Source organism: Acetivibrio sp., assembly GCF_035371925.1.
GTDB lineage: Bacteria > Bacillota > Clostridia > Acetivibrionales > Acetivibrionaceae > Hungateiclostridium.
On record NZ_DAORXT010000057.1, the window covers coordinates 1 to 19,507 of the forward strand.

At 39.2% G+C, this 19,507-nt stretch carries 18 protein-coding genes, 1 CRISPR repeat array and 1 other annotated feature; of the genes, 8 read left to right on the top strand and 10 right to left on the bottom strand.

Annotated features, from left to right (window positions below):
* Window positions 1-2 precede the first annotated feature (2 nt).
* Window positions 3-228: direct repeats of the CRISPR family, unit length 29 nt; unit sequence TTTTTATCGTACCTATGAGGAATTGAAAC.
* Between the two features lie 313 nt (window positions 229-541).
* A complete protein-coding gene (locus PLH43_RS08865; protein ID WP_324362198.1) occupies window positions 542-853 on the top strand; it encodes a hypothetical protein in 312 nt (103 codons plus the stop codon).
* A 90-nt stretch (window positions 854-943) separates the two neighbouring features.
* Here the strand turns inward: PLH43_RS08865 and mntR are convergent, their stop codons facing one another.
* Window positions 944-1,417, bottom strand: coding sequence for a transcriptional regulator MntR (gene mntR, locus PLH43_RS08870; protein ID WP_324362200.1), 474 nt, complete (start codon window positions 1,415-1,417; stop codon window positions 944-946).
* Window positions 1,418-1,575: 158 nt separating this feature from the next.
* Between mntR and PLH43_RS08875 the strand changes: the two genes are divergently transcribed.
* A complete protein-coding gene (locus PLH43_RS08875) occupies window positions 1,576-1,815 on the top strand; it encodes a FeoA family protein (RefSeq protein WP_324362201.1) in 240 nt (79 codons plus the stop codon).
* Between the two features lie 65 nt (window positions 1,816-1,880).
* A complete protein-coding gene (feoB, locus tag PLH43_RS08880; protein ID WP_324362203.1) occupies window positions 1,881-4,031 on the top strand; it encodes a ferrous iron transport protein B in 2,151 nt (716 codons plus the stop codon).
* Between the two features lie 49 nt (window positions 4,032-4,080).
* Here the strand turns inward: feoB and PLH43_RS08885 are convergent, their stop codons facing one another.
* The 3 genes from PLH43_RS08885 to PLH43_RS08895 are packed head-to-tail and all read right to left on the bottom strand — an operon-like array spanning window position 4,081 to window position 7,729.
* Window positions 4,081-6,279: a CotH kinase family protein gene (locus PLH43_RS08885; RefSeq protein ID WP_324362205.1), complete on the bottom strand. Its 2,199-nt coding sequence runs from the start codon at window positions 6,277-6,279 to the stop codon at window positions 4,081-4,083.
* A 39-nt stretch (window positions 6,280-6,318) separates the two neighbouring features.
* Complete coding sequence (locus PLH43_RS08890; protein ID WP_324362207.1) at window positions 6,319-7,005, bottom strand: DUF4956 domain-containing protein; 687 nt, start codon at window positions 7,003-7,005, stop codon at window positions 6,319-6,321.
* 37 nt (window positions 7,006-7,042) lie between these two features.
* Entirely contained in the window at window positions 7,043-7,729 is a 687-nt protein-coding gene (locus tag PLH43_RS08895; RefSeq protein ID WP_324362209.1) for a polyphosphate polymerase domain-containing protein, read from the bottom strand.
* 170 nt (window positions 7,730-7,899) lie between these two features.
* On the opposite strand from PLH43_RS08895, the gene PLH43_RS08900 reads away from it, so the two are divergent.
* Together PLH43_RS08900 and PLH43_RS08905 are read left to right on the top strand one after the other, a co-directional pair.
* Window positions 7,900-8,598: a response regulator transcription factor gene (locus PLH43_RS08900; RefSeq protein WP_324362211.1), complete on the top strand. Its 699-nt coding sequence runs from the start codon at window positions 7,900-7,902 to the stop codon at window positions 8,596-8,598.
* A 4-nt stretch (window positions 8,599-8,602) separates the two neighbouring features.
* Window positions 8,603-10,072 carry a HAMP domain-containing sensor histidine kinase gene (locus PLH43_RS08905; protein ID WP_324362213.1) on the top strand — a complete coding sequence of 490 codons (1,470 nt, stop codon included), beginning with the start codon at window positions 8,603-8,605 and terminating at the stop codon, window positions 10,070-10,072.
* Window positions 10,073-10,165: 93 nt separating this feature from the next.
* On the opposite strand, the gene PLH43_RS08910 is transcribed toward PLH43_RS08905, so the two are convergent.
* From PLH43_RS08910 to PLH43_RS08930, 5 genes are all read right to left on the bottom strand, one after another.
* Window positions 10,166-10,519, bottom strand: coding sequence for an FMN-binding protein (locus PLH43_RS08910; RefSeq protein WP_324362215.1), 354 nt, complete (start codon window positions 10,517-10,519; stop codon window positions 10,166-10,168).
* A 115-nt stretch (window positions 10,520-10,634) separates the two neighbouring features.
* A complete protein-coding gene (locus PLH43_RS08915; protein WP_324362217.1) occupies window positions 10,635-11,567 on the bottom strand; it encodes a cation diffusion facilitator family transporter in 933 nt (310 codons plus the stop codon).
* Between the two features lie 217 nt (window positions 11,568-11,784).
* Window positions 11,785-12,555 carry a tryptophan synthase subunit alpha gene (gene trpA / locus PLH43_RS08920; protein WP_324362218.1) on the bottom strand — a complete coding sequence of 257 codons (771 nt, stop codon included), beginning with the start codon at window positions 12,553-12,555 and terminating at the stop codon, window positions 11,785-11,787.
* Complete coding sequence (gene trpB / locus PLH43_RS08925; RefSeq protein WP_324362219.1) at window positions 12,548-13,732, bottom strand: tryptophan synthase subunit beta; 1,185 nt, start codon at window positions 13,730-13,732, stop codon at window positions 12,548-12,550. Before trpB ends, trpA begins: the two co-directional genes overlap by 8 nt.
* A gap of 59 nt (window positions 13,733-13,791) precedes the next feature.
* Window positions 13,792-14,041: a binding site (T-box leader), on the bottom strand.
* Window positions 14,042-14,119: 78 nt separating this feature from the next.
* Window positions 14,120-14,689, bottom strand: coding sequence for a manganese efflux pump MntP family protein (locus PLH43_RS08930; RefSeq protein WP_324362221.1), 570 nt, complete (start codon window positions 14,687-14,689; stop codon window positions 14,120-14,122).
* 295 nt (window positions 14,690-14,984) lie between these two features.
* Here PLH43_RS08930 and sppA point away from each other — a divergent pair, with 295 nt between their 5' ends.
* Both sppA and PLH43_RS08940 read left to right on the top strand, forming a co-directional pair.
* Window positions 14,985-15,965 (top strand): signal peptide peptidase SppA, encoded by a 981-nt coding sequence (gene sppA, locus PLH43_RS08935; protein WP_324362223.1) that lies wholly within the window; start codon window positions 14,985-14,987, stop codon window positions 15,963-15,965.
* On the top strand, window positions 15,943-16,716 hold the full coding sequence (locus tag PLH43_RS08940) for an RDD family protein (protein WP_324362225.1): 774 nt from the start codon (window positions 15,943-15,945) through the stop codon (window positions 16,714-16,716). Before sppA ends, PLH43_RS08940 begins: the two co-directional genes overlap by 23 nt.
* Window positions 16,717-16,809: 93 nt before the next feature.
* Here the strand turns inward: PLH43_RS08940 and PLH43_RS08945 are convergent, their stop codons facing one another.
* Window positions 16,810-17,934, bottom strand: a complete 1,125-nt coding sequence (locus PLH43_RS08945) for an AI-2E family transporter (RefSeq protein ID WP_324362227.1) — start codon at window positions 17,932-17,934, stop codon at window positions 16,810-16,812.
* A 314-nt stretch (window positions 17,935-18,248) separates the two neighbouring features.
* Here PLH43_RS08945 and PLH43_RS08950 point away from each other — a divergent pair, with 314 nt between their 5' ends.
* Window positions 18,249-19,184 (top strand): tryptophan-rich sensory protein, encoded by a 936-nt coding sequence (locus PLH43_RS08950; RefSeq protein ID WP_324362228.1) that lies wholly within the window; start codon window positions 18,249-18,251, stop codon window positions 19,182-19,184.
* Window positions 19,185-19,507: the final 323 nt, after the last annotated feature.

Below are 19,507 nucleotides of genomic sequence, written 5' to 3' on the forward strand. Positions count from 1 at the left end.
GTTTTTTATCGTACCTATGAGGAATTGAAACGGCTTCCCATCGTCAAGAAGCTCTAAATCAATAGTGGTTTTTATCGTACCTATGAGGAATTGAAACATAGTTGCAGATTTTCCGACGCCCGGAGCACCGAGTGTTTTTATCGTACCTATAAGGATTTGAAACAGAGCATTTAAGGTATCCTCAAAACGTTTAATAGGATTTTTATCGTACCTATGAGGAAGTGATCGTACCTACCAAGAACTGAATCTAAAGAGCCCGAATCAACTTAGCTGTTTTATTGTTCCTATAACAACCTAAATCCCATTGCCATAGTATAATCAATGTCAAAGTCACATAACATATCGTTACTGAATATCATATATCAAAAGTCAAAATCAGCAACCATAAACGAGTTATATTGACACTAAAAATTTACCTCTAGAAAATCTATTGACTTTTTGATACTCTAGTGTTATCTTCACATTAGTTTATAAAACATCATTAGAAGGAAGGTGCTGCAACATTTACGCTCTTTTTATTGTATTAAATGAAGTCGATTATTTGGATGATATTTTGGCTAAATTTGTTGATGTTGGAGTAAGTGGTGCAACGATTTTGCATAGCCAGGGAATGGCAAGTGCCATTGTTAACAGCGATAATAATAAAATCTCACTCTTTAGTGCGTTAAAAAGCATCATTGAAAATATTCATCCATATAACAAAACCATCTTTACTGTTTTGGAAAATGAAGAATTAGTCGAAAAAGCTGTGTCTGCTGTTCAAAGTGTAATAGGAAAAGTATCCAGTCCGGGAATAGGATTTATGTTTACCGTTCCCATTGGAAAAATATATCCTATGGGTTTATCAGAATAAACTGTAATGGCCGACAATTCCAGTTTTCAGCTTGTCCCGCATTTGTTGCCTTTATAGTTATGATAGACAAGAAGTATTATCAATCAAATATTATTTCTTCATGCTTCTATATTGTTTAAACTTTTTCAAAATCTCAGGGTATTCTTCAAAAAAGCTGTTTAATTGATCAATACTCCTTAAAGTATCAATGCTGAGATTATGCTCAATAAGCTCTGTTTCTATCAAAAGGTTGTCACGGATTCCGATACTGCTTAGGAATTTCTCAATTATATTGTGCCTTTTCAAAAGAAACTCTCCCAATGCTTTTCCTTTCTCAGTAAGGGTAATGATACCATATTTTTCATACTCCACAAACCCCTTTTGGAATAGCTTTTGAACCATTTTCGTTGCCGATGAAGGTCTTACGTTTAGCATCTCCGCAAGTGTGTTGATGCGCATATAGCCTTCGTTTCCTATATTTCTATAAATCATCTCAAGATAATCTTCCATTGCAGAAGTCAAAAGCTTTTTCTCCTGCTCGAGGAGCTGATATCCTCTAACTGTGTGAAATTCATTGCTTTCCATTTTAACACCATCCTGTTTTGCGGATATTCTTATATAATTAATTATATTCGTAACACAGTTATTTTATATTTCATATATTAGTCTTGAGAAACAAAATTTCTCTCCGCTTATTTTGAGAATATAACAAATAAACATAACACATTTCGGAGGTATTTATTATGACTGGAGAGCAAATTACCCTGGATTCTTTGCCTATAGGGAGAAAAGCAAAAGTAAAATTCCTTACATCAGACGGACCAATCCGCAGAAGAATGCTGGACCTCGGGCTGGTTTCGGATACCGTTGTGGAGGCTTTGCAAAAAAGTCCTTCCGGAGACCCTACTGCCTATCACATCCGAGGTGCAGTAATTGCCCTTCGTTCTGAAGAAGCTAAAAAAATCATGGTCGAAGTAAATTAAGCTGATTCGGGGAGTTCTCTCGACTTGGCAGAACTCCCCCAAATGAATATTCAGGAGGTTTAAAAATGGGACTTACGAGTGAATCCACAGGTATAGGTGTCTTAGAGAATAAGCTTACTATTGTAAAAAGCACACCTGTCGACAAAGTCATAGCCTTAGCCGGAAACCCCAATGTCGGCAAAAGCACAGTATTCAACAGCCTTACCGGATTAAACCAGCATACGGGAAACTGGCCCGGCAAAACCGTTACCAATGCTCAGGGAAGATACAGGCATAAAGATAAAAATTTCATTATGGTCGATATTCCGGGTACATATTCTCTCATGGCCAACTCCATAGAAGAAGAAGTGGCAAGGGATTTCGTCTGCTTTGGACAGCCTGACGCCACAGTCGTTGTAACCGACGCTACATGCCTTGAGAGAAATCTGAACCTGGTACTTCAAACCCTTGAAATCACAAACAAAGTTGTTGTTTGCGTCAACTTAATTGACGAAGCGGAAAGAAAAAAAATCAAAATTGACTACAGCAAGCTCTCAAAGCATCTGGGTGTACCCGTGATTCCCACAAATGCCAGAAGCAACAAAGGGCTTGACAAGTTAATGGACGCGGTCTACGATATTTCAACCAAAGATACCGCATCTCATCCTATAAAAATAACCTATGACGGCATCATTGAAGAAGCAATTGAAATGGTTAAGCCAAAAATTGAGGAAATAGCCGGGGAAAAAGTTAACAGCCGTTGGGCCGCACTCAAACTTTTGGACAGTGATGATACTTTGCTGGAATCATTGAATAATTTCCTTGGTTTTAACCTTTTGGATGATGAAGAACTTTCCGGACTTGTTGACATGGCCAAAAAGCACCTTGTCGATAACGGTATCGGGGAGGAACAGCTCAGAGACAGGATCGTCACAAAACTGGTGAAAATCGCGGAAGAAATCTGCCGTAATGTAATTACCTTTGAAAACAAGCAATACGACCATATTGACAGAAAAATAGACAAAATTCTAACATCAAGAATTTTCGGAATACCCGTAATGCTTGCTATGCTTGGAGTAATCTTTTGGATTACAATTACCGGAGCAAACTACCCTTCCCAAATGCTTTCAAATTTCTTTTCCTGGATTGAGGAACGGCTAACCGACTTTTTTGCCTGGGCGGGTACTCCGGAATGGGTTCATGGCTTGCTTGTGTTAGGAGTCTTTCGAACTGTGGCTTGGGTTGTATCGGTCATGCTTCCTCCAATGGCTATATTCTTCCCGTTGTTTACACTGCTCGAGGATTTAGGTTATCTTCCGAGAGTAGCTTTTAACCTTGACAATTTCTTTAAAAAAGCATGCGCCCACGGCAAACAATCTCTAACCATGTGCATGGGATTTGGGTGCAATGCCGCCGGTGTTATCGGATGCAGAATAATTGACTCTCCACGGGAAAGGCTGATAGCTGTAATCACCAACAATTTTGTTCCATGCAACGGTCGTTTTCCCACGTTGATTGCCATAATAACCATGTTCTTTGTGGGAAATTTCATAGGATTTTCACAATCTGTATTTTCAACACTTTTTTTAACCGGAGTAATTCTTTTGGGTATTGTAATGACATTGCTTGTTTCAAAACTGTTGTCCAAAACAATATTAAAAGGGCTTCCTTCTTCCTTTGCCCTGGAGCTTCCACCTTACAGAAAGCCCCAAATAGGCAGGATTATTGTACGATCCATATTTGACAGAACTCTGTTTGTATTGGGAAGGGCTGTTTCGGTAGCCATCCCTGCCGGTCTTGTGATATGGATTATGGCAAACATACATGTAGAAGGCCAAAGTCTATTATCCCTTTGCGCAGGCTTTCTCGATCCCTTTGCCAAATTAATAGGCCTGGACGGCTACATTCTTATGGCTTTCATTCTCGGTTTTCCTGCTAATGAAATTGTGGTTCCGATAATTATAATGAGCTATATGTCAACCACAAGTATGATGGAGCTTGAAAACTTAAACCAGTTGAAGCAATTGCTTTTAGACAACGGCTGGACTTGGGTTACAGCGCTGTGCGTCATGCTGTTCTCCCTGATGCACTGGCCCTGCAGTACCACCTGTCTGACCATAAGAAAAGAAACTCAGAGCTGGAAGTGGACGCTCATTTCGATTTTGGTTCCAACTTTGTCAGGTATTGTGATTTGCTTCATAGTTGCAAATTTGGCAAGACTTTTGGCACTGGTTTAAATATATTTGCCTATGCATCTAAAAATATAAGGAGAGTATTATGCTCTCCTTATGTTCTATATTTTCTTCTTTTAAATGTAGCGACAAATATCAATCCCGGAATAAGTGCGGCAACCGACAATAATAAAACTACGCTTTGACTATTAGATTGTTGGTTGTTTCGGAACCTCTCCATGCCGCCACGGAATTGCATATTGCCGGGTGGTTGCATACCTTCCGGGAATTGCATTCCGTCAGGTATTCGCATTCCGTTCGGCATCTGCATATCTTCAGGCATTTGCATTCCTTCCGGCATCTGCATACCTTCAGGCATTTGCATTCCTTCCGGTATCTGCATTCCGTCAGGTATTTGCATTCCGTCAGGCATTTGCATTCCGTCAGGCATTTGCATTCCTCCCGGTATTTGCATCCCATCAGGTATCTGCATGCCTCTTCCCATACCTCCCATGCCGCCCATATCCGACAGGTTTAATGTCGTTTCTATACTGCCATATGAAGTTGAAGGCTGGCTTCCTTCAAGCTGAGCCAAAATACTTTTAGCTCTGTCCTTTCCGAAGGTCAAAATCGCCTTTACACCCTTTTGGTACTCTTCAAACGTATAAAACGCAGTCGCATCATTTTTCACATAATCGCCGATAAGTGCATTTATTCTGTTTATAGAATTTTCATATACCCCGCTATAAACATACTTTTCCGCTATCTCTCTCAAATAGCCATGATAACGTTCCTTGTATTCGGGTACTTCCAGAAGCTTGCCTATAAGGGGTGCATTTTCCAAGCTTCCTGTTACAGGATTGTCTATCGGAAAATTCACCGCACGGGAAGCGTCATTCATTCCAAAGCCAGCGAATGACAGGTTGAAATCCCATGGCAAAATTGAAAATACTCCGTCTTCCTCGTAGAGATAATAATTGTGATACATACCACCACTATAGCCGTCCAGATTAACCAAGAAGGTATTCACTGCCCAAAATCTCAGTATTTCATCCACATCAAGGTATTGCTCTAGGTTGGTTCCTTCATTAAGGTTCTTAATCATCTCGACTACTTTTTCAAAGTCAGCATCTGTTGTAGTTTTAAAGACTGCACCTTCCCTTATGGTATAATAGCTTGATGGGGAATCATCTATATATTTTAAGTCGGCGCCGCCTCTTGCACCCATTCCTCCAAATCCACCTGGAAATCCGCCTCCAAAACCTCCGTTAAATCTTCCCTGAGCTCCGTCTCCATCCGGTATCTGCTCCATTCCGGACGCATTTGAGGTCTGCTCTTTTCCGGCTTCATTTTGCACCTGTTCTGTACTGTCTTTATTTGGCATCTGAGGCATTTCGGCTCCATTTGGCCTCTGCCATCTTCCGCCTCCGTCGGGCATCTGCGGCATTCCTGACTCATTCGGCTTCTGCTCTCCTCCGCCTCCATTGGGCATCTGTGGCATTTCTGCTCCATTTGGCCTCTGCCATCTTCCGGCTCCGTTGGGCATCTGTTGCATTCCTGCTCCATTTGGCCTCTGATCCTCACCGGAATCATTTTGCATCTGGTCTCTCCATCTTCCCGGAAATTGCATTGCGTTGGAACCGCCGTTCTGCTGTCTATCCCTGCCGCCTCCCATATCCATTGACTCGGGTTTATAGAGATTGCCGGTTACGCTTCCAAAATGCCTTTCAATATAGCTTTCATCAATTGCTTCAATAGCAAGATACAAACCCCAATCCTCATTATTTATCTTAATATTGGAATAAGCACATGCCGATGAAGGTACACCCATAAAGTCAAACAGTTCATAAGAAAGATATTCCTTCAAATACGTTTTATCCGATATAATATTGTTCAAAACAATTTTCTCTGCTCCATGGAATGTTTGTCCGTCGATATATTCGCTAAAATCAAGCTTGAAGCTATAGCGTTTTGGCGAATTACTCATTGCAACCTGTGAAAGGCTGGAATTTCCCTTTGGCCGGATACCCACGTTATAAAATGTCTCGCCGTTAATTGTTATGTTGCAAGTTCTATACTCTTCCAAAGTGGCATTTTCCAACATCCATTCAAGGTCATTCTCATCCATTTCAATGCTTATTTCGTTCACAACGTCACTGTTAAATATCTTGTCAATATACTCCGGCTGTGCATTAACCTGTGCCGCATATGGAAAAAATCTCGGAACAAGAGCCATACCGGTTATAAGGAGAGCTATGCACAATATCGTTACCGCTATCTTTAGAACCGTTTTTTTACTTACATTTTCATCCAAACATATCACCTCTCCCTCATACAAGTTAAAAAATCATTCTTAACTCATATAATCCCCATTATAGCTTACCATAACAGCACTCAAAACTCCGTTCTGCCTGCTTATCTCATTTACAAATTCCGTTTCCATGCTCTTAAGACGTACTTCAATTGCAACCTCAATTCCTTTTCCTCCGGTTATGGTCTTTGACTTTACCACATGCTTTTTCACTTTGTCTTTTACTATGTTCATTACATTGCTTTCCGCTTTTTCATTCTCGCAGTTCACTACCAAAATATAAGGATTGTCAGTATTGCTCTTGTTTACAAACAACACCAGTATTATTCCTATAAAGAGAGAACCGAATACAGCCAAAGGTATGAGTCCTGCACCCAATACGATACCGACGGCTATGGACCAGAAAAGATATGCAATGTCCATGGGATCCTTTATGGCGGAGCGGAATCTTACAATTGACAGAGCACCAACCATACCCAAAGACAGCACAACATTGGAAGTCACTGCAAGTATCACCAAAGTGGTTATCATTGTAAGGGCTATCAATGAAATGCTAAAGCTTCTGGAATACATAACTCCTTTATAGGTTTTCTTGTACACAAAATATATGAATAGTCCTATGCAAAACGCCAATCCAAAGGCTATTGCGGCATCCAACAGTGAAATGCTCGACACCTTCTCCAAAAAGTTTGACTTGAAAATATCATTGAAATTTATCTGGTTCCTCATGCTTTTTCCTCCTCATTTTCTCAACAATCTTATTTTACTAATAATACATTCTGCAAAGAGCATATTTTGACACTGAAAGCTTTTGACGGTCACCTATCTGCAGAATATCACCGATTACCTCAGGGAGAAATTCATCATACTTTACTTCAAGTACCGCTAGATGTTTAGGAAGAGTCTCCACTGTGGGAAGCTCCCTGCTAAATAAATCATTACTCATAAGCCCCGTCCTTATGGATTTGTCGATTGTAACTCTTACGTTTCCGGGGCTATAGACATAGGCATTCCTGGTATAATCCACAATGGTGCGCGGCCTAAGGTGCTGATGCATCATTTTATGGTATATTTCAATCAATACCGGATTATCTGTGTCTTTCATCCATTTAATATTTCCATCCAATATATCCTTGCACTGCTCTTTTGAAATATTTACGCTTAATTTGGCCGTAAGGCCGTTCACCTTCATCTTTTTCTCAAGCTTTATAAGCGAATCGTCATGGTTGTATAAACGGATACGGATTTTTTCGCGGTTATCCACCCCATCAATCTTCTCCATCAGCGCCTTGTTCTCCGGAGTATCAAAATACAAGCTGCGTATAAGGTAAGACCCGTCAGGCCCTCCATTTAAATCCGGCTCCATAACACACCTTAGTTTCCTTTGCAGCAGCAGACAATCGGCGGAATTGATATAATGCTTTATTTCATGGCGGAATTTTATTTTATTCACCCAATCACCCCCCTTAAACCATATAATCAGCCCTTTTTGTCTACAAAATAATTTTAGCACCTTGCATTAATATAAATCTCCGCAGAAATGTGGCAAATATATGGCACAAAGCTAAAAAACATGATATTTCATTTTGTCCGTGATAAAATATATCTTGAGGTGGATTTTCTATGGAAAATAAAAAACTTATTTATATCGCCGATGACGAGATAAATATTTGCAACATTATAAAGTCTTTTCTTCTAAAAGAGGGATACGACGTTGAAACCTTTAACGACGGACGTTCGATACTCGAAGCCTTCAATGAAAAGCCTGCCGATTTACTTGTTATTGATATAATGATGCCGGAAATAGACGGATTTTCTCTTTGCTCAGCAATCCGCCGGCAAAGTACCGTACCTATTATAATTGTATCCGCCAAAGACACTGAGCCGGACAAAATAGCCGGTCTTACTTTAGGAAGCGACGATTACCTTACAAAGCCTTTCAGCCCCATGGAACTCATTGCCAGGATAAAAAGCATATTCCGAAGAATAGAACTGGACAAAATTAAAAATGACACAGTGCAAGAAATTAGGATTGGCGACATTATTATAAATGCCGATAAAAAACAGGCTGAGTTTAACGGTAAAAATATCGGGCTTACCGGCATGGAGTTTAATCTTTTGTACTATCTTGCTCAAAACAAAGACAAAGCAGTAAGCCGCACCGAACTTTTAGACAAGGTATGGGGCTTTGAAAATTACGTAGAAACGCGTGCCACGGATGACACAATAAAGAGACTTAGAAAAAAGCTTTCCGACAGCGGTTCTTCTCTCAAGATTGAAACCGTATGGGGTTTTGGTTTTAAAGTAAATGAAAAAGGATGATTGTATGAAGAAAAATACAATTGCTTGGAGAATTTTCAAATACAATATTATTGCAATTTCGGTTCTATTGACATTAACGACTATTGTATTTAACATTACCATCCAATCCTATATCGAAAACGACATCAAAGAACAGTTGAGTACAATTGCTCAACGGGCTGAAGCTACTGCATTGTTCAGAGGTCCCGACTTTTTTCTGCCTCAAGGATTGCAAAAGCCACCCATTCTTCCGGGCAGACAAAATGGCATGCCGAGGGGAAACAATGATTTGTTTGGGTTCTATTTCTTCTTGGACCGTTCCTTAAGAGAACCACTTTCGATTCTGAACGCCGATTTTATACTTCTTGACAACAACATGGAAATCATCACGCCTCCGGAAGGAGATTATTTCACCCCTTCAAGCGAAATAGCAAACGAAATAACAAATAAAATTAAAAAAATGGACAGCTCCAAAGGCCAGGAGTATGTTTACTTTAATTTAAACAACACCGATTATATTTCCATCGTCAAGCCCGTTTCCGACAAGAATTCCTTTGGCTTGGGATGGTTGGTTATTTATTCGAGCCTTCAAAAAGTCAATCAGCTGCAGCTGGGTATAAATGTGATACTCTTTGTCATTGTGCTTTTATCGGCATTGATTTTTGCCATATTTTCTTCTCTTTCGGCCAAAAAAATATCGGCACCCTTTTCTTCTTTAAATCAACACATCCGAGCTATTGCCGAGAGGAATTTTGGTGTAAAAATCGAAATGCCGGTGGATGCCGAACTGCAGGAGCTGGTAAACAGCATAAATATAATGTCTGAAAAACTGGAGTCCTATGATAAAGCCCAGAAGACCTTTTTTCAAAATGCTTCCCATGAGTTTAGAACTCCTCTCATGTCCATCCAAAGCTATGCAGAGGGAATAAAATATGAAGTAGTGGACAAAAATACTGCTGCCGATATTATCATTGACGAAACAAAGCGGATGACCCACCTTGTGGAAGATTTACTGTACCTTTCACGCCTTGATACAATCGAGGAAAACTACCGTTTTGCCGGCATTGATTTCAGGGATTTTATAAATGCCTGTCAGGAGCGTATGTATGGTATAGCATCAAAAAGCGGAATCACTCTTGATGTCAAAAACATAAATGATATAGTCATGGTATATGCTGACGAGGAAAAGCTTTTTCGTGCCTTTACAAATATCATTGGCAACTGCATTAGATATGCCAATAACATTGTAAGCATTGTTCCGAAAATTATCGACCGCTGCCAAATTGAAGTCATTATCCGGGATGACGGTCCCGGAATTGATTCCAATGATCTTCCCAACATCTTTGAAAGGTTTTACAAAGGCAAAAAAGGCAATGTCGGTCTTGGTCTTGCCATCAGCAAAAACATTATTGAAAGACACAACGGAAAAATCACCGCCAAGAACTCAGAATCCGGTGCAGTGTTTACCATTGTGCTTCCTATTAAACGCTCCTAAAAGCTTTAGCTAAATAATTCTATTCATCAAAAATCTCTATCGACTCATATTAACCTTTGATTTGTCTTTAAATTATACGGCTTACTTGTTATCCTATTTATTATTTTGCGTCAATGCATTTTCAATAGCTTTTAATATTACCTTACTGCTGTTTGTGGCTCCCGATATAGCGTCAACCTCAATAGATTGCTCAGCTATCACTCTGTCGGTTATTGCTTCTGCGCTTTTGCCCTTTTCATTTTTATGCTTTTCTATTTTAATACTTTCAATTCTATTTCCTTCAACTGTAACGCTGACATCCGCAGCCACCAAAATTGCATCAAAGAACCCTCTATAAACACCATGCTCTATAGTTGACAAATCAGGGTTTTGGATTTTAATCTCCGATACAATTTTTTTATACTCCCATGTTTGATATAAATACCTGCCACCAAAAAACAACGCCAAAGCAAAAACAGCTACCGATACTCCAAGAGCAATTTTCTTTTACATTTCTCTCTACCTCTGATTTATGAATTTTTTCATTAATGTTGCATCACCTTTTCCGCAGTATGAATTATATTTATGAACCCTCTTTTTTCTCTTCAATAGGGTCCATATGGACTACTATATCAACCCCAAGCTCATTTTTTATTTTTTGCTCAATTTCATCAATTATCGAATGTATTTTAACTATATTCTCCCCTTCATATACTTCGGCATGAATTGATGCGCTTATTCTTCCGGGGCCGTAATCATGAACTTTAAGGTCATGGATGCCCTTTATTTCATCTGTGTTGAAATATGCTTTTATCTTTTTAGTGAGTTCTTCATCGGGACATAAGCCCAAAAGCAGGTCCACCGCATCTTTCGCAATACTAAATCCCGTATACATAATCAACGCGGATATGATCAGACCCATAATTCCATCTAACGGAAAGGCGACAACTCTTCCGATTAATGTTCCGGCCACCACTGCAGTTGTGGCAACGGCATCATTGAGGCTGTCTTGAGCCGTCGCTTTATTAATGCTCGAATTGATTATTCTCCCTATGTATCTATTGTATGAAAACATCCACAATTTTACAAGTATCGAGATGATAAGCATTGAAATAGATATTGCGTTAAATGTCACTTCTTCGGGTTTGATTATTTTCCCAAAGGAATTTCTTAAAAGCTCAAGGCCAACCGCAAATATAATAAACGACACCACAAGAGAAGATATATACTCATACCTTCCGTGCCCATGGGGATGCTCATCGTCTGGAGGCCGGTTGCTGAGCTTTACCCCCAGTATCGCAACCACTGATGAACCTAAGTCGCTCAAATTGTTAAAGGCATCGGAGATTACTGCAATACTGTTTATGAAGAGTCCCGTGGTTATTTTTAAACTAAATAAAAACACATTGCAAATAATTCCTATTACTCCCGACAACACTCCGTAGGATTCCCTTACCTTTTTATCCTCCACATTTTGATAATCCTTAATACACCACTTAATTAAAAGTTTAATCAATTTTAGACCTCCATTTCAAATTGGCGATGCTTATAAAAATTATTTACCCATATAATTAGTATATTCTACAGAGTGCAAAAAACACATCTGCGGAATACCCCTTCCCACAGATGTGTTTATGTGCTCCACAGTTAAATTCTCTTGAGCAGTGGAGTTTCCTTATAAATTAATCGTCTTGTAATTTAATTTTCTAAATACTGTTTAAAAAATCGAGGTATTATTTTATCGCACTTTTCATTTTACGCACATACTCTTCGACATGGGGTATACATTTTTCACCGTATTGAGCTACAATTTTTACAATTGCACTTCCAACTATTACCCCATCGGAGAATCCGGCCATTTCGGCAGCCTGCTCCGGGGTGGAAATGCCAAATCCAATGGCACACGGAATGTCTTTAACCTCTTTTACAACCTGTATCATTTCTTTGGCATCATCGCCGATTTTGTCCCTGACACCGGTAACACCCATGGAAGATACACAGTAAATAAAGCCCTCGGCTTCCTTGGCAATCATTCGAATGCGTTCCTTCGACGTGGGTGCTATCATTGAAATAAGCCGGACATCATATTCTTTGCAGAAAGGAGCCAATTCCTCCTTTTCCTCAAAGGGAATATCGGGAACAATGAGGGCATCAATTCCTGTTTCGCTGCATTTTCTCAAAAACTTTTCAGTCCCGTAAGTAAAGATTGGATTTGCATATGTCATAAAAGCAATAGGTACATCGCATGATTTGCGAATGCGTCCCACCATTTCAAAAATCCTGTCCGTTGTCGCACCGGCCGATAAAGCACGGCAATCCGCTTCCTGAATAACCGGTCCTTCCGCAACCGGGTCGGAAAACGGTATTCCCAGCTCAATCAAATCCGCCCCGGCTTTTGCCATCGTGTATACCAATTGTTCGGTTATCTCCAATGACGGGTCTCCCGCTGTGATAAAAGGAATAAATGCTTTCCCGCAGCCAAATGCCCTCTCTAATTTATTCATAAATTTGCACCCCCCTGTAACGCGCTATAGCCGCAACATCTTTATCTCCTCTTCCTGAAAGACATACAACAATGATTTGATCCTTGCCCATCGCCGGCGCAAGCTTCTTGGCATACGCCACAGCATGGGAGCTCTCAATTGCAGGAATTATACCCTCTGTACGGGAGAGGTATTCAAAAGCCTCCACAGCTTCATCGTCGGTAACAGCTACATATTGAGCCCTTCCAATATCCTTTAGGTGCGCATGCTCCGGTCCCACACCCGGGTAGTCCAGCCCTGCCGAAATGGAATAAACCGGTGCAATCTGTCCATACTCATCCTGGCAGAAATAAGACTTCATACCGTGGAAAATTCCCAGAGTACCCTTGGTCATTGTTGCCGCATGCTTGTCGGTGTCCACTCCTTTTCCTGCAGCCTCACATCCGATAAGGCGAACACTTGGGTCTTCAATAAAATCATAAAACGCTCCTATTGCATTGCTGCCTCCGCCAACACAGGCCATAACAACGTCGGGAAGCCTTCCTTCTTTCTCGATAATCTGCTTTTTTATCTCCCGGCTGATTACGCTCTGAAAATCTCTCACAATGGTCGGGAACGGATGCGGTCCCATGACGGAGCCCAGCACATAGTGGGTGTCATCAACCCTCCTTGACCATTCTCTCATAGTTTCATTTACGGCATCCTTCAACGTCTGGGTACCGCTTGTAACAGCATGAACCTTGGCTCCCAAAAGCTCCATTCTAAACACGTTCAATGCCTGACGCTCCGTGTCCTCCTTGCCCATGAATATTTCACATTCCAGTCCCATAAGCGCTGCAGCCGTTGCCGTTGCAACACCATGCTGTCCGGCACCGGTCTCGGCAATTACACGGGTTTTACCCATGCGTTTTGCAAGAAGCACCTGTCCCAAAACATTGTTTATTTTATGGGAACCTGTATGATTGAGGTCCTCACGTTTAAAATAAATCTTTGCTCCGTTAAGGTCCTTCGTCATCTTCTCCGCATAATATAGCAGAGACGGACGTCCTGCATAGTTTTTCAACAAGTCATTAAGTTCTGCTATAAACTGAGGATCGTTTTTAAAGTGATTATATGCCTCTTCCAATTCAATCACGGCTTTCATCAACAGTTCCGGAATGTATTGCCCGCCGTGGATTCCAAATCTTCCTTTTGACATATACGTCACCCTCCTTTTTAAAAATAAACTATACAAAATAAAAAACGCCTTTATCCCTCGATAGGGACAAAAGCCTTCAACTTCTGTGGTGCCACCCAAATTGACGAATAAATCGTCCTCTCATTTTTGTATACTAACATATACACCCCACTGATAACGGACAGGGTTCCCGTAAGCGCCTACTCTTTTTTCAATTTCGGGCTTCCCTCACAAGTCCATTCGGAACAACCTTTGCAACTGCACTCCCAGCAACCGGCAGCTCTCTTTGTGCAAGCAGTTGTACCTACTACTCTTGCTCATAGGTTTATTTATGTTATTATGATTAGTATATCATCAAATAACTAATTTTGTCAACAGCAAAATTTCCTCCAGAAGAAGATTGCTCCTTTAGAAAGGAAGAATACCGAGGTGCTCAAGAAGGATTTTACACCCCATTGCAATTAGAATAAACCCACCTGCAACTTCTGCTTTTGACTGAAACTTTTCTCCGAACACATTGCCAATCTTTACTCCTGCAAATGAAAAAGTAAAAGTGGTTATTCCTATCATTGTAACCGCAGGAATAATATTTACCTGTAAAAAGGCAAAGGTCACACCTATTGCCAGGGCATCAACACTTGTGGCAAATGCCATCATTGTAAGACTCTTAAGGCTAAAAGAGTCGTCTTCATCATATACTTCGCAGGTGTTTCGGGATTCCTTTATCATATTAATACCGATAATCGAAAGCAATCCAAAAGCAATCCAGTGGTCGATTGAGGTTATGTAGCTTTTAAACTGTGTTCCCAAAAGGTAGCCCAATAGGGGCATAAAGGCCTGGAACCCTCCGAAAAAGCAACCGGTTATAATTGCGTTCCTATAACTCATTTTTTTCATTGACAAGCCCTTACAGATTGCAACTGCAAAAGCATCCATCGAAAGTCCCACTGCAATAATCAGCAATTCTATATTTCCCATTCTTTTATGCTCCTTTGTATGTCAACTTGGCGTATAACAAGCACTGTACAAACCCACCTGAAATTTCAATAATATTTATACTAGCATAATTTCAATAAATTGCATAGATAATTTTTGCCGACTTCAATATCAAATTTTATACAATTACTTTAGGCTTTATACAACATCCATATTTATCGTAAAACCCTCCTTTTTCCTACAGATATCTGTCATTGAATTGACACTTTACTACTAAAATAGAGTATGAGATAATTATTTTCGTAAAAATGCAATTATTTAGAAAAGGGGTCGAAAAATGAACAAGAAACAGCTAATAGGATTAATTGTAGCAGGAGTAGTATTTGTTTTTGTTTGTTCTTCAAGCATTTTAATGAACACTGTTTCAAAAAAACTAGGATCATCTCTAAATCTCAGTAATATCGAAAACAGCCTTCCTCTTAGTCCATATATTGGTGTGATAAGTGTGGAAGGTACTATAGCGGACAGCGATTCAACCGCAAGCTTTATGGGAAGCGGATACAACCATAAAGAAACGCTGGAGCTTATTGAGGATATGAAAAACTCATCAAGCAACAAAGGTATCCTGTTGTATGTAGATTCCCCCGGCGGCGGCGTTTACGAAAGCGATGAATTATACTTGAAATTGAAAGAATACAAAGAAGAAACCGGAAGGCCGGTATGGACATATATGTCAAATCAGGCATGCTCCGGCGGTTATTACATTTCAATGGCATCCGACAAAGTATACTCAAATAGAAACACTTGGACCGGCTCCATCGGTGTTATCATTTCCCTGACAAATCTTAAAGAGTTGTATGATAACATCGGAATTAAAGGTATTTATATCACAAGCGGCAAAAACAAAGCAATGGGTGCTGCCGACCTGGATTTAACGGATGAGCAGCGTGACATATTGCAAAGTCTCGTAGACGAAGCATATGAGCAATTTGTTGAAATTGTGGCCGAAGGCAGAAAAATGACCGTAGATGAGGTGAAAAAAATTGCCGACGGCAGGATTCTTTCCGCAAAACAGGCCCTCGAACTCAACCTTATCGACGAAATAGCCACATATGAAGAAGTAAAAGAAGCTTTCAGTACGGAGCTGGGAGATGTTGAAGTCTATACACCTGAAAAGAACGATCCTTTCGGGCTAAGCTCCTTATTCGGTTATATAAGCAGCTTAAGACCTCGCTCTGATGCGGAAATAATATCCGAATTAATAAAGGCCAATGGAAATGGGGTGCCAATGTATTATGCAATGCCAGGACAATACTAAGACCATTTATGCAGGTTTTGGAGCCCGGCTGTCAGCATATCTTATTGATTCCTTGCTGGTGGGAATTGGGCTTTTAGTTGTGCGGATACCGATGCTTATAGCTTATCTTTTTGGATCTTCGAGTTTTATTACAAAACCGATACTGTTTGAGTTCAATATCTTTGACATTGTTATTTATTTGCTAAGCATTCTGTATTATACTCTAATGACATATTACTCCGGCTCGACACTGGGAAAAAAATATCTCAATCTTAAAGTGGTGAGTGCCAGCGGCGAAAAATTAACATTTATCAATGTACTATATAGAGAAACCATCGGTAAATACTTGTCGGGAGTTGTTATGTTTGTAGGTTATTTCCTGATTGCAATTGACGAGCAAAAACGCGGACTTCATGACATACTGTGCGACACCAGAGTTATTTATAACTTCAAAGTACCCGTTAAAGTAGTGGAAAGGGCTCCCGGTAAAAAATATGCCTGGACATGGAGTGTAAAAGAGGAATTTATGAACGACTTTTTGGAATTGCATTTAAAGCCTTCGGAAGAAATCCTCCAAGAGCAAAGAAAGGCAGGATATAAAAATTCTTCTTTTTTCAACAACGGCAATCAGTTCTTTTTTGTATTTGAATGCGACAACATCGAGTATGCCAATAACTATTTATCCTCAAGCCAGGTATGCCGCCAGTGGTATGAAAGCATTTCACCCATGGTGGAAAGCTCTTTTAATTTGAAAAACGGCTTAGCCGTTTAAAAGCCATTATATTTTTCGAATAAAACAAGCCTTCATTCATCTATTCCACAAGCTTTCAAAATGAATGAAGGCTGTTTTGCTCTTTATTTATATTTATTTTGAATTAATATTCTGTTTTTGAGCTCTTCTTAAAACATCATTTTTCACCAAAGTAAAAATAACTGTTGCAATCGGTACTCCTAGCAAAACGCCAACCGAACCTCCAACTCCGGCGCCCACAATTACCGCCAGAACAACCCATATTCCGGGAAGACCGAGACTGCTTCCCGCCACCCTTGGATATATTAAATTGTTTTCCAGCTGCTGCAATACTATCAGGTAAACCAAAAACCATATGGCTTTGGTTGGCGAAATCATTAACAGGAGCATGAAGGCGCAAAATCCTCCTATATATGCCCCAAAATACGGCACCAGTGCGGTAATCGCAATTAAAACACTTATGAGCAGCGCATATTCGAACCTGAGAATAATCATCCCGATAAAACATAGAGAACCTAAAATAAAGGCCTCTGCCAGCTGTCCATATATATATTTGTTAAACACATCCACTACAACACGATATACATAAGCTCCCTTATTATACAAGCCTTTGGGCAAATATGTGCCGAAAACTTTTTTGCATTGCCCCATAAGCCTTTCTTTTCCCGCTAAAATATATATGGAGAATACCACTGTTATTACCAATGTTGCAATGAATGACACCACTCCTGTCGTAATGCTGATAATCTTCGGCATAAGCTCGGTTATACTGCTTCCCAGCTTGTTTGTATATTCAAGAATTAATTTGTCCAAAGAAGAAAGGTCAATCTTTTCAAGGCCCAAAAGCTCAGATACTTCATTGGTCAAATCACAGAAATTGTCGATATACGCTCCCATATTGTTTAAGAATACCTGTATACTTTTTATGAGCTCCGGTATTATAAAGCTTATTATCAGCGTAATCATCAAAAATACCAGTAAATATGTAATCGTAATTGCCAGTCCCCTTGCAACACTCTTTAACCGGTTCTTGAATAATCTTTTATTCAAAAACTTTTCAACTGCCATACACGGCTTGTTTAAAACAAAAGCAATGGCAATTCCGATAAAAAAAGGCTTGAACAAAACAATAAATTTCCATACGGCCTGCATTATCGGTGTAAAATTGATAACAATGAGAACCAATGCCACTGCATATGTAATGACAATTATGAGATTCCTTGTCATTTTGTCACTCAATAAAATCAACTCCTCAAGAAATGAAGCTATATCATATACATTATTCTTATTATATTATGAACAGCTTAGAAAGGACAATAAGATAATATATATTTTCTATTATTTTCAAAATCTATTTTATTATATATGGAGATAATAATCAATATTATTTGTGAAATTATTGCGATATCAGGGCATTATAATATTACAATTTTATTGTATTATATCATAAAATATGTTAGTATAAGCACGGGATAATTATATTTTATGTCTAAATAAATAAAAAAGAGCATTTTTATGTCCTTTAATACCTGCTCGTACAAGGAGTGTAAAATATGGAAGAAAATATGGAGGGTAAAATCGAAAGCAATTTAGAAAACAATGGAGACGGTTCTGTTGAAAATTCTTCTGAAGCTCCGGGAGAAATCCGCATGGACAGCAGCATGGAGAACAGTAGTGTAAGTACTTTTACAAAGGTTCATACCACCGTTTCGTTTATTGTAATGGTTTTCGTAAGTTTTTTAGCCAATGCCATTCCCTTTAACAAAATGACAACAGGAGAAATATCCGAGCTCTATCCGAATCTTTTTGCCCCCGCAGGTATGGCCTTTTTAATATGGAGAGTTATTTATCTTTTACTTGCGGCATATACAATTTATCAGTTCGGCTTTTTAAAGAAAAATGACAGGGTCTTTAGCAAAGATTTAATTGAACATATAGGAGTTTTCTTCTCAATTTCATCCATTGCAAATACTGCATGGATATTCGCATGGCATTACAACGCCATCAGCATGTCCCTAATATTAATTGCCATTACGCTGATATGCTTGATTTACATTAATCTAAAGCTTAGAAAAGCAAATCTTGCATCGATAGAAAAGCTCTTCTTAAGACTTCCTTTCAGTATTTATTTCGGATGGATTACAATGGCGGCAATCGCCAATACCATTACATTTCTTTCAAGCATTCAATGGAATTGGTTCGGCATTTCCGAATCTATCTATACCACACTTGTTTTGATTGTTACTCTTTTAGTTTGCGGCATCATAATATTCAAAAATCAGGACTTTGCTTATGGTCTTTCCATTATCTGGGCCTTCATCGGTATTTTGATAAGGCATACTTCCGACAGCGGCTTTGGCGGTAAATACCCCGGTATTATTATTGTTCTCATTGTAAGTATCGTCTTGTTGCTTATTACCGACGTTTACATATTGGTTTCGGACAAAGAAAAGTTAAAAAGTTTCAAGCTGATTAAGCGATTAAAATAATGGGAAATATAAAAAAAATAATCGCTGAATGATATTTTTTAATATCCTCTATGATATAATAACGAATGGAAAAAAATTAAATTAAATGTGGGCATTATTATTTAGTTTTAGCATAATTTAAAATTTATTATAATAAAAAACAGAAGGGAGGTTTATTTTCTAGTATCAGCCGTACTTTTGCTTCTGGTGCTAAATCAAAAGCAAACTTTTTTCCAATTTTAGCTTTTCATCTTATGATTATCAAATGAGAAGCCGAAATAAGATTTATGTTAATTTACTTTCTGTTTTTCAAAAAGCAGAAAGAATTTAAGTTCACCAAGGAG

Excerpts from the sequence above, each read along its gene's own strand:
- PLH43_RS08930 (WP_324362221.1), bottom strand. The coding sequence starts at position 14,689 with ATGGGAAATATAGAATTGCTGATTATTGCAGTGGGACTTTCGATGGAT.
- sppA (WP_324362223.1), top strand. The coding sequence starts at position 14,985 with ATGAACAAGAAACAGCTAATAGGATTAATTGTAGCAGGAGTAGTATTT.
- PLH43_RS08890 (WP_324362207.1), bottom strand. The coding sequence starts at position 7,005 with ATGAGGAACCAGATAAATTTCAATGATATTTTCAAGTCAAACTTTTTG.
- PLH43_RS08940 (WP_324362225.1), top strand. The coding sequence starts at position 15,943 with ATGCAATGCCAGGACAATACTAAGACCATTTATGCAGGTTTTGGAGCC.
- PLH43_RS08950 (WP_324362228.1), top strand. The coding sequence starts at position 18,249 with ATGGAAGAAAATATGGAGGGTAAAATCGAAAGCAATTTAGAAAACAAT.
- mntR (WP_324362200.1), bottom strand. The coding sequence starts at position 1,417 with ATGGAAAGCAATGAATTTCACACAGTTAGAGGATATCAGCTCCTCGAG.
- feoB (WP_324362203.1), top strand. The coding sequence starts at position 1,881 with ATGGGACTTACGAGTGAATCCACAGGTATAGGTGTCTTAGAGAATAAG.
- PLH43_RS08875 (WP_324362201.1), top strand. The coding sequence starts at position 1,576 with ATGACTGGAGAGCAAATTACCCTGGATTCTTTGCCTATAGGGAGAAAA.
- trpA (WP_324362218.1), bottom strand. The coding sequence starts at position 12,555 with ATGAATAAATTAGAGAGGGCATTTGGCTGCGGGAAAGCATTTATTCCT.
- trpB (WP_324362219.1), bottom strand. The coding sequence starts at position 13,732 with ATGTCAAAAGGAAGATTTGGAATCCACGGCGGGCAATACATTCCGGAA.
- PLH43_RS08905 (WP_324362213.1), top strand. The coding sequence starts at position 8,603 with ATGAAGAAAAATACAATTGCTTGGAGAATTTTCAAATACAATATTATT.
- PLH43_RS08900 (WP_324362211.1), top strand. The coding sequence starts at position 7,900 with ATGGAAAATAAAAAACTTATTTATATCGCCGATGACGAGATAAATATT.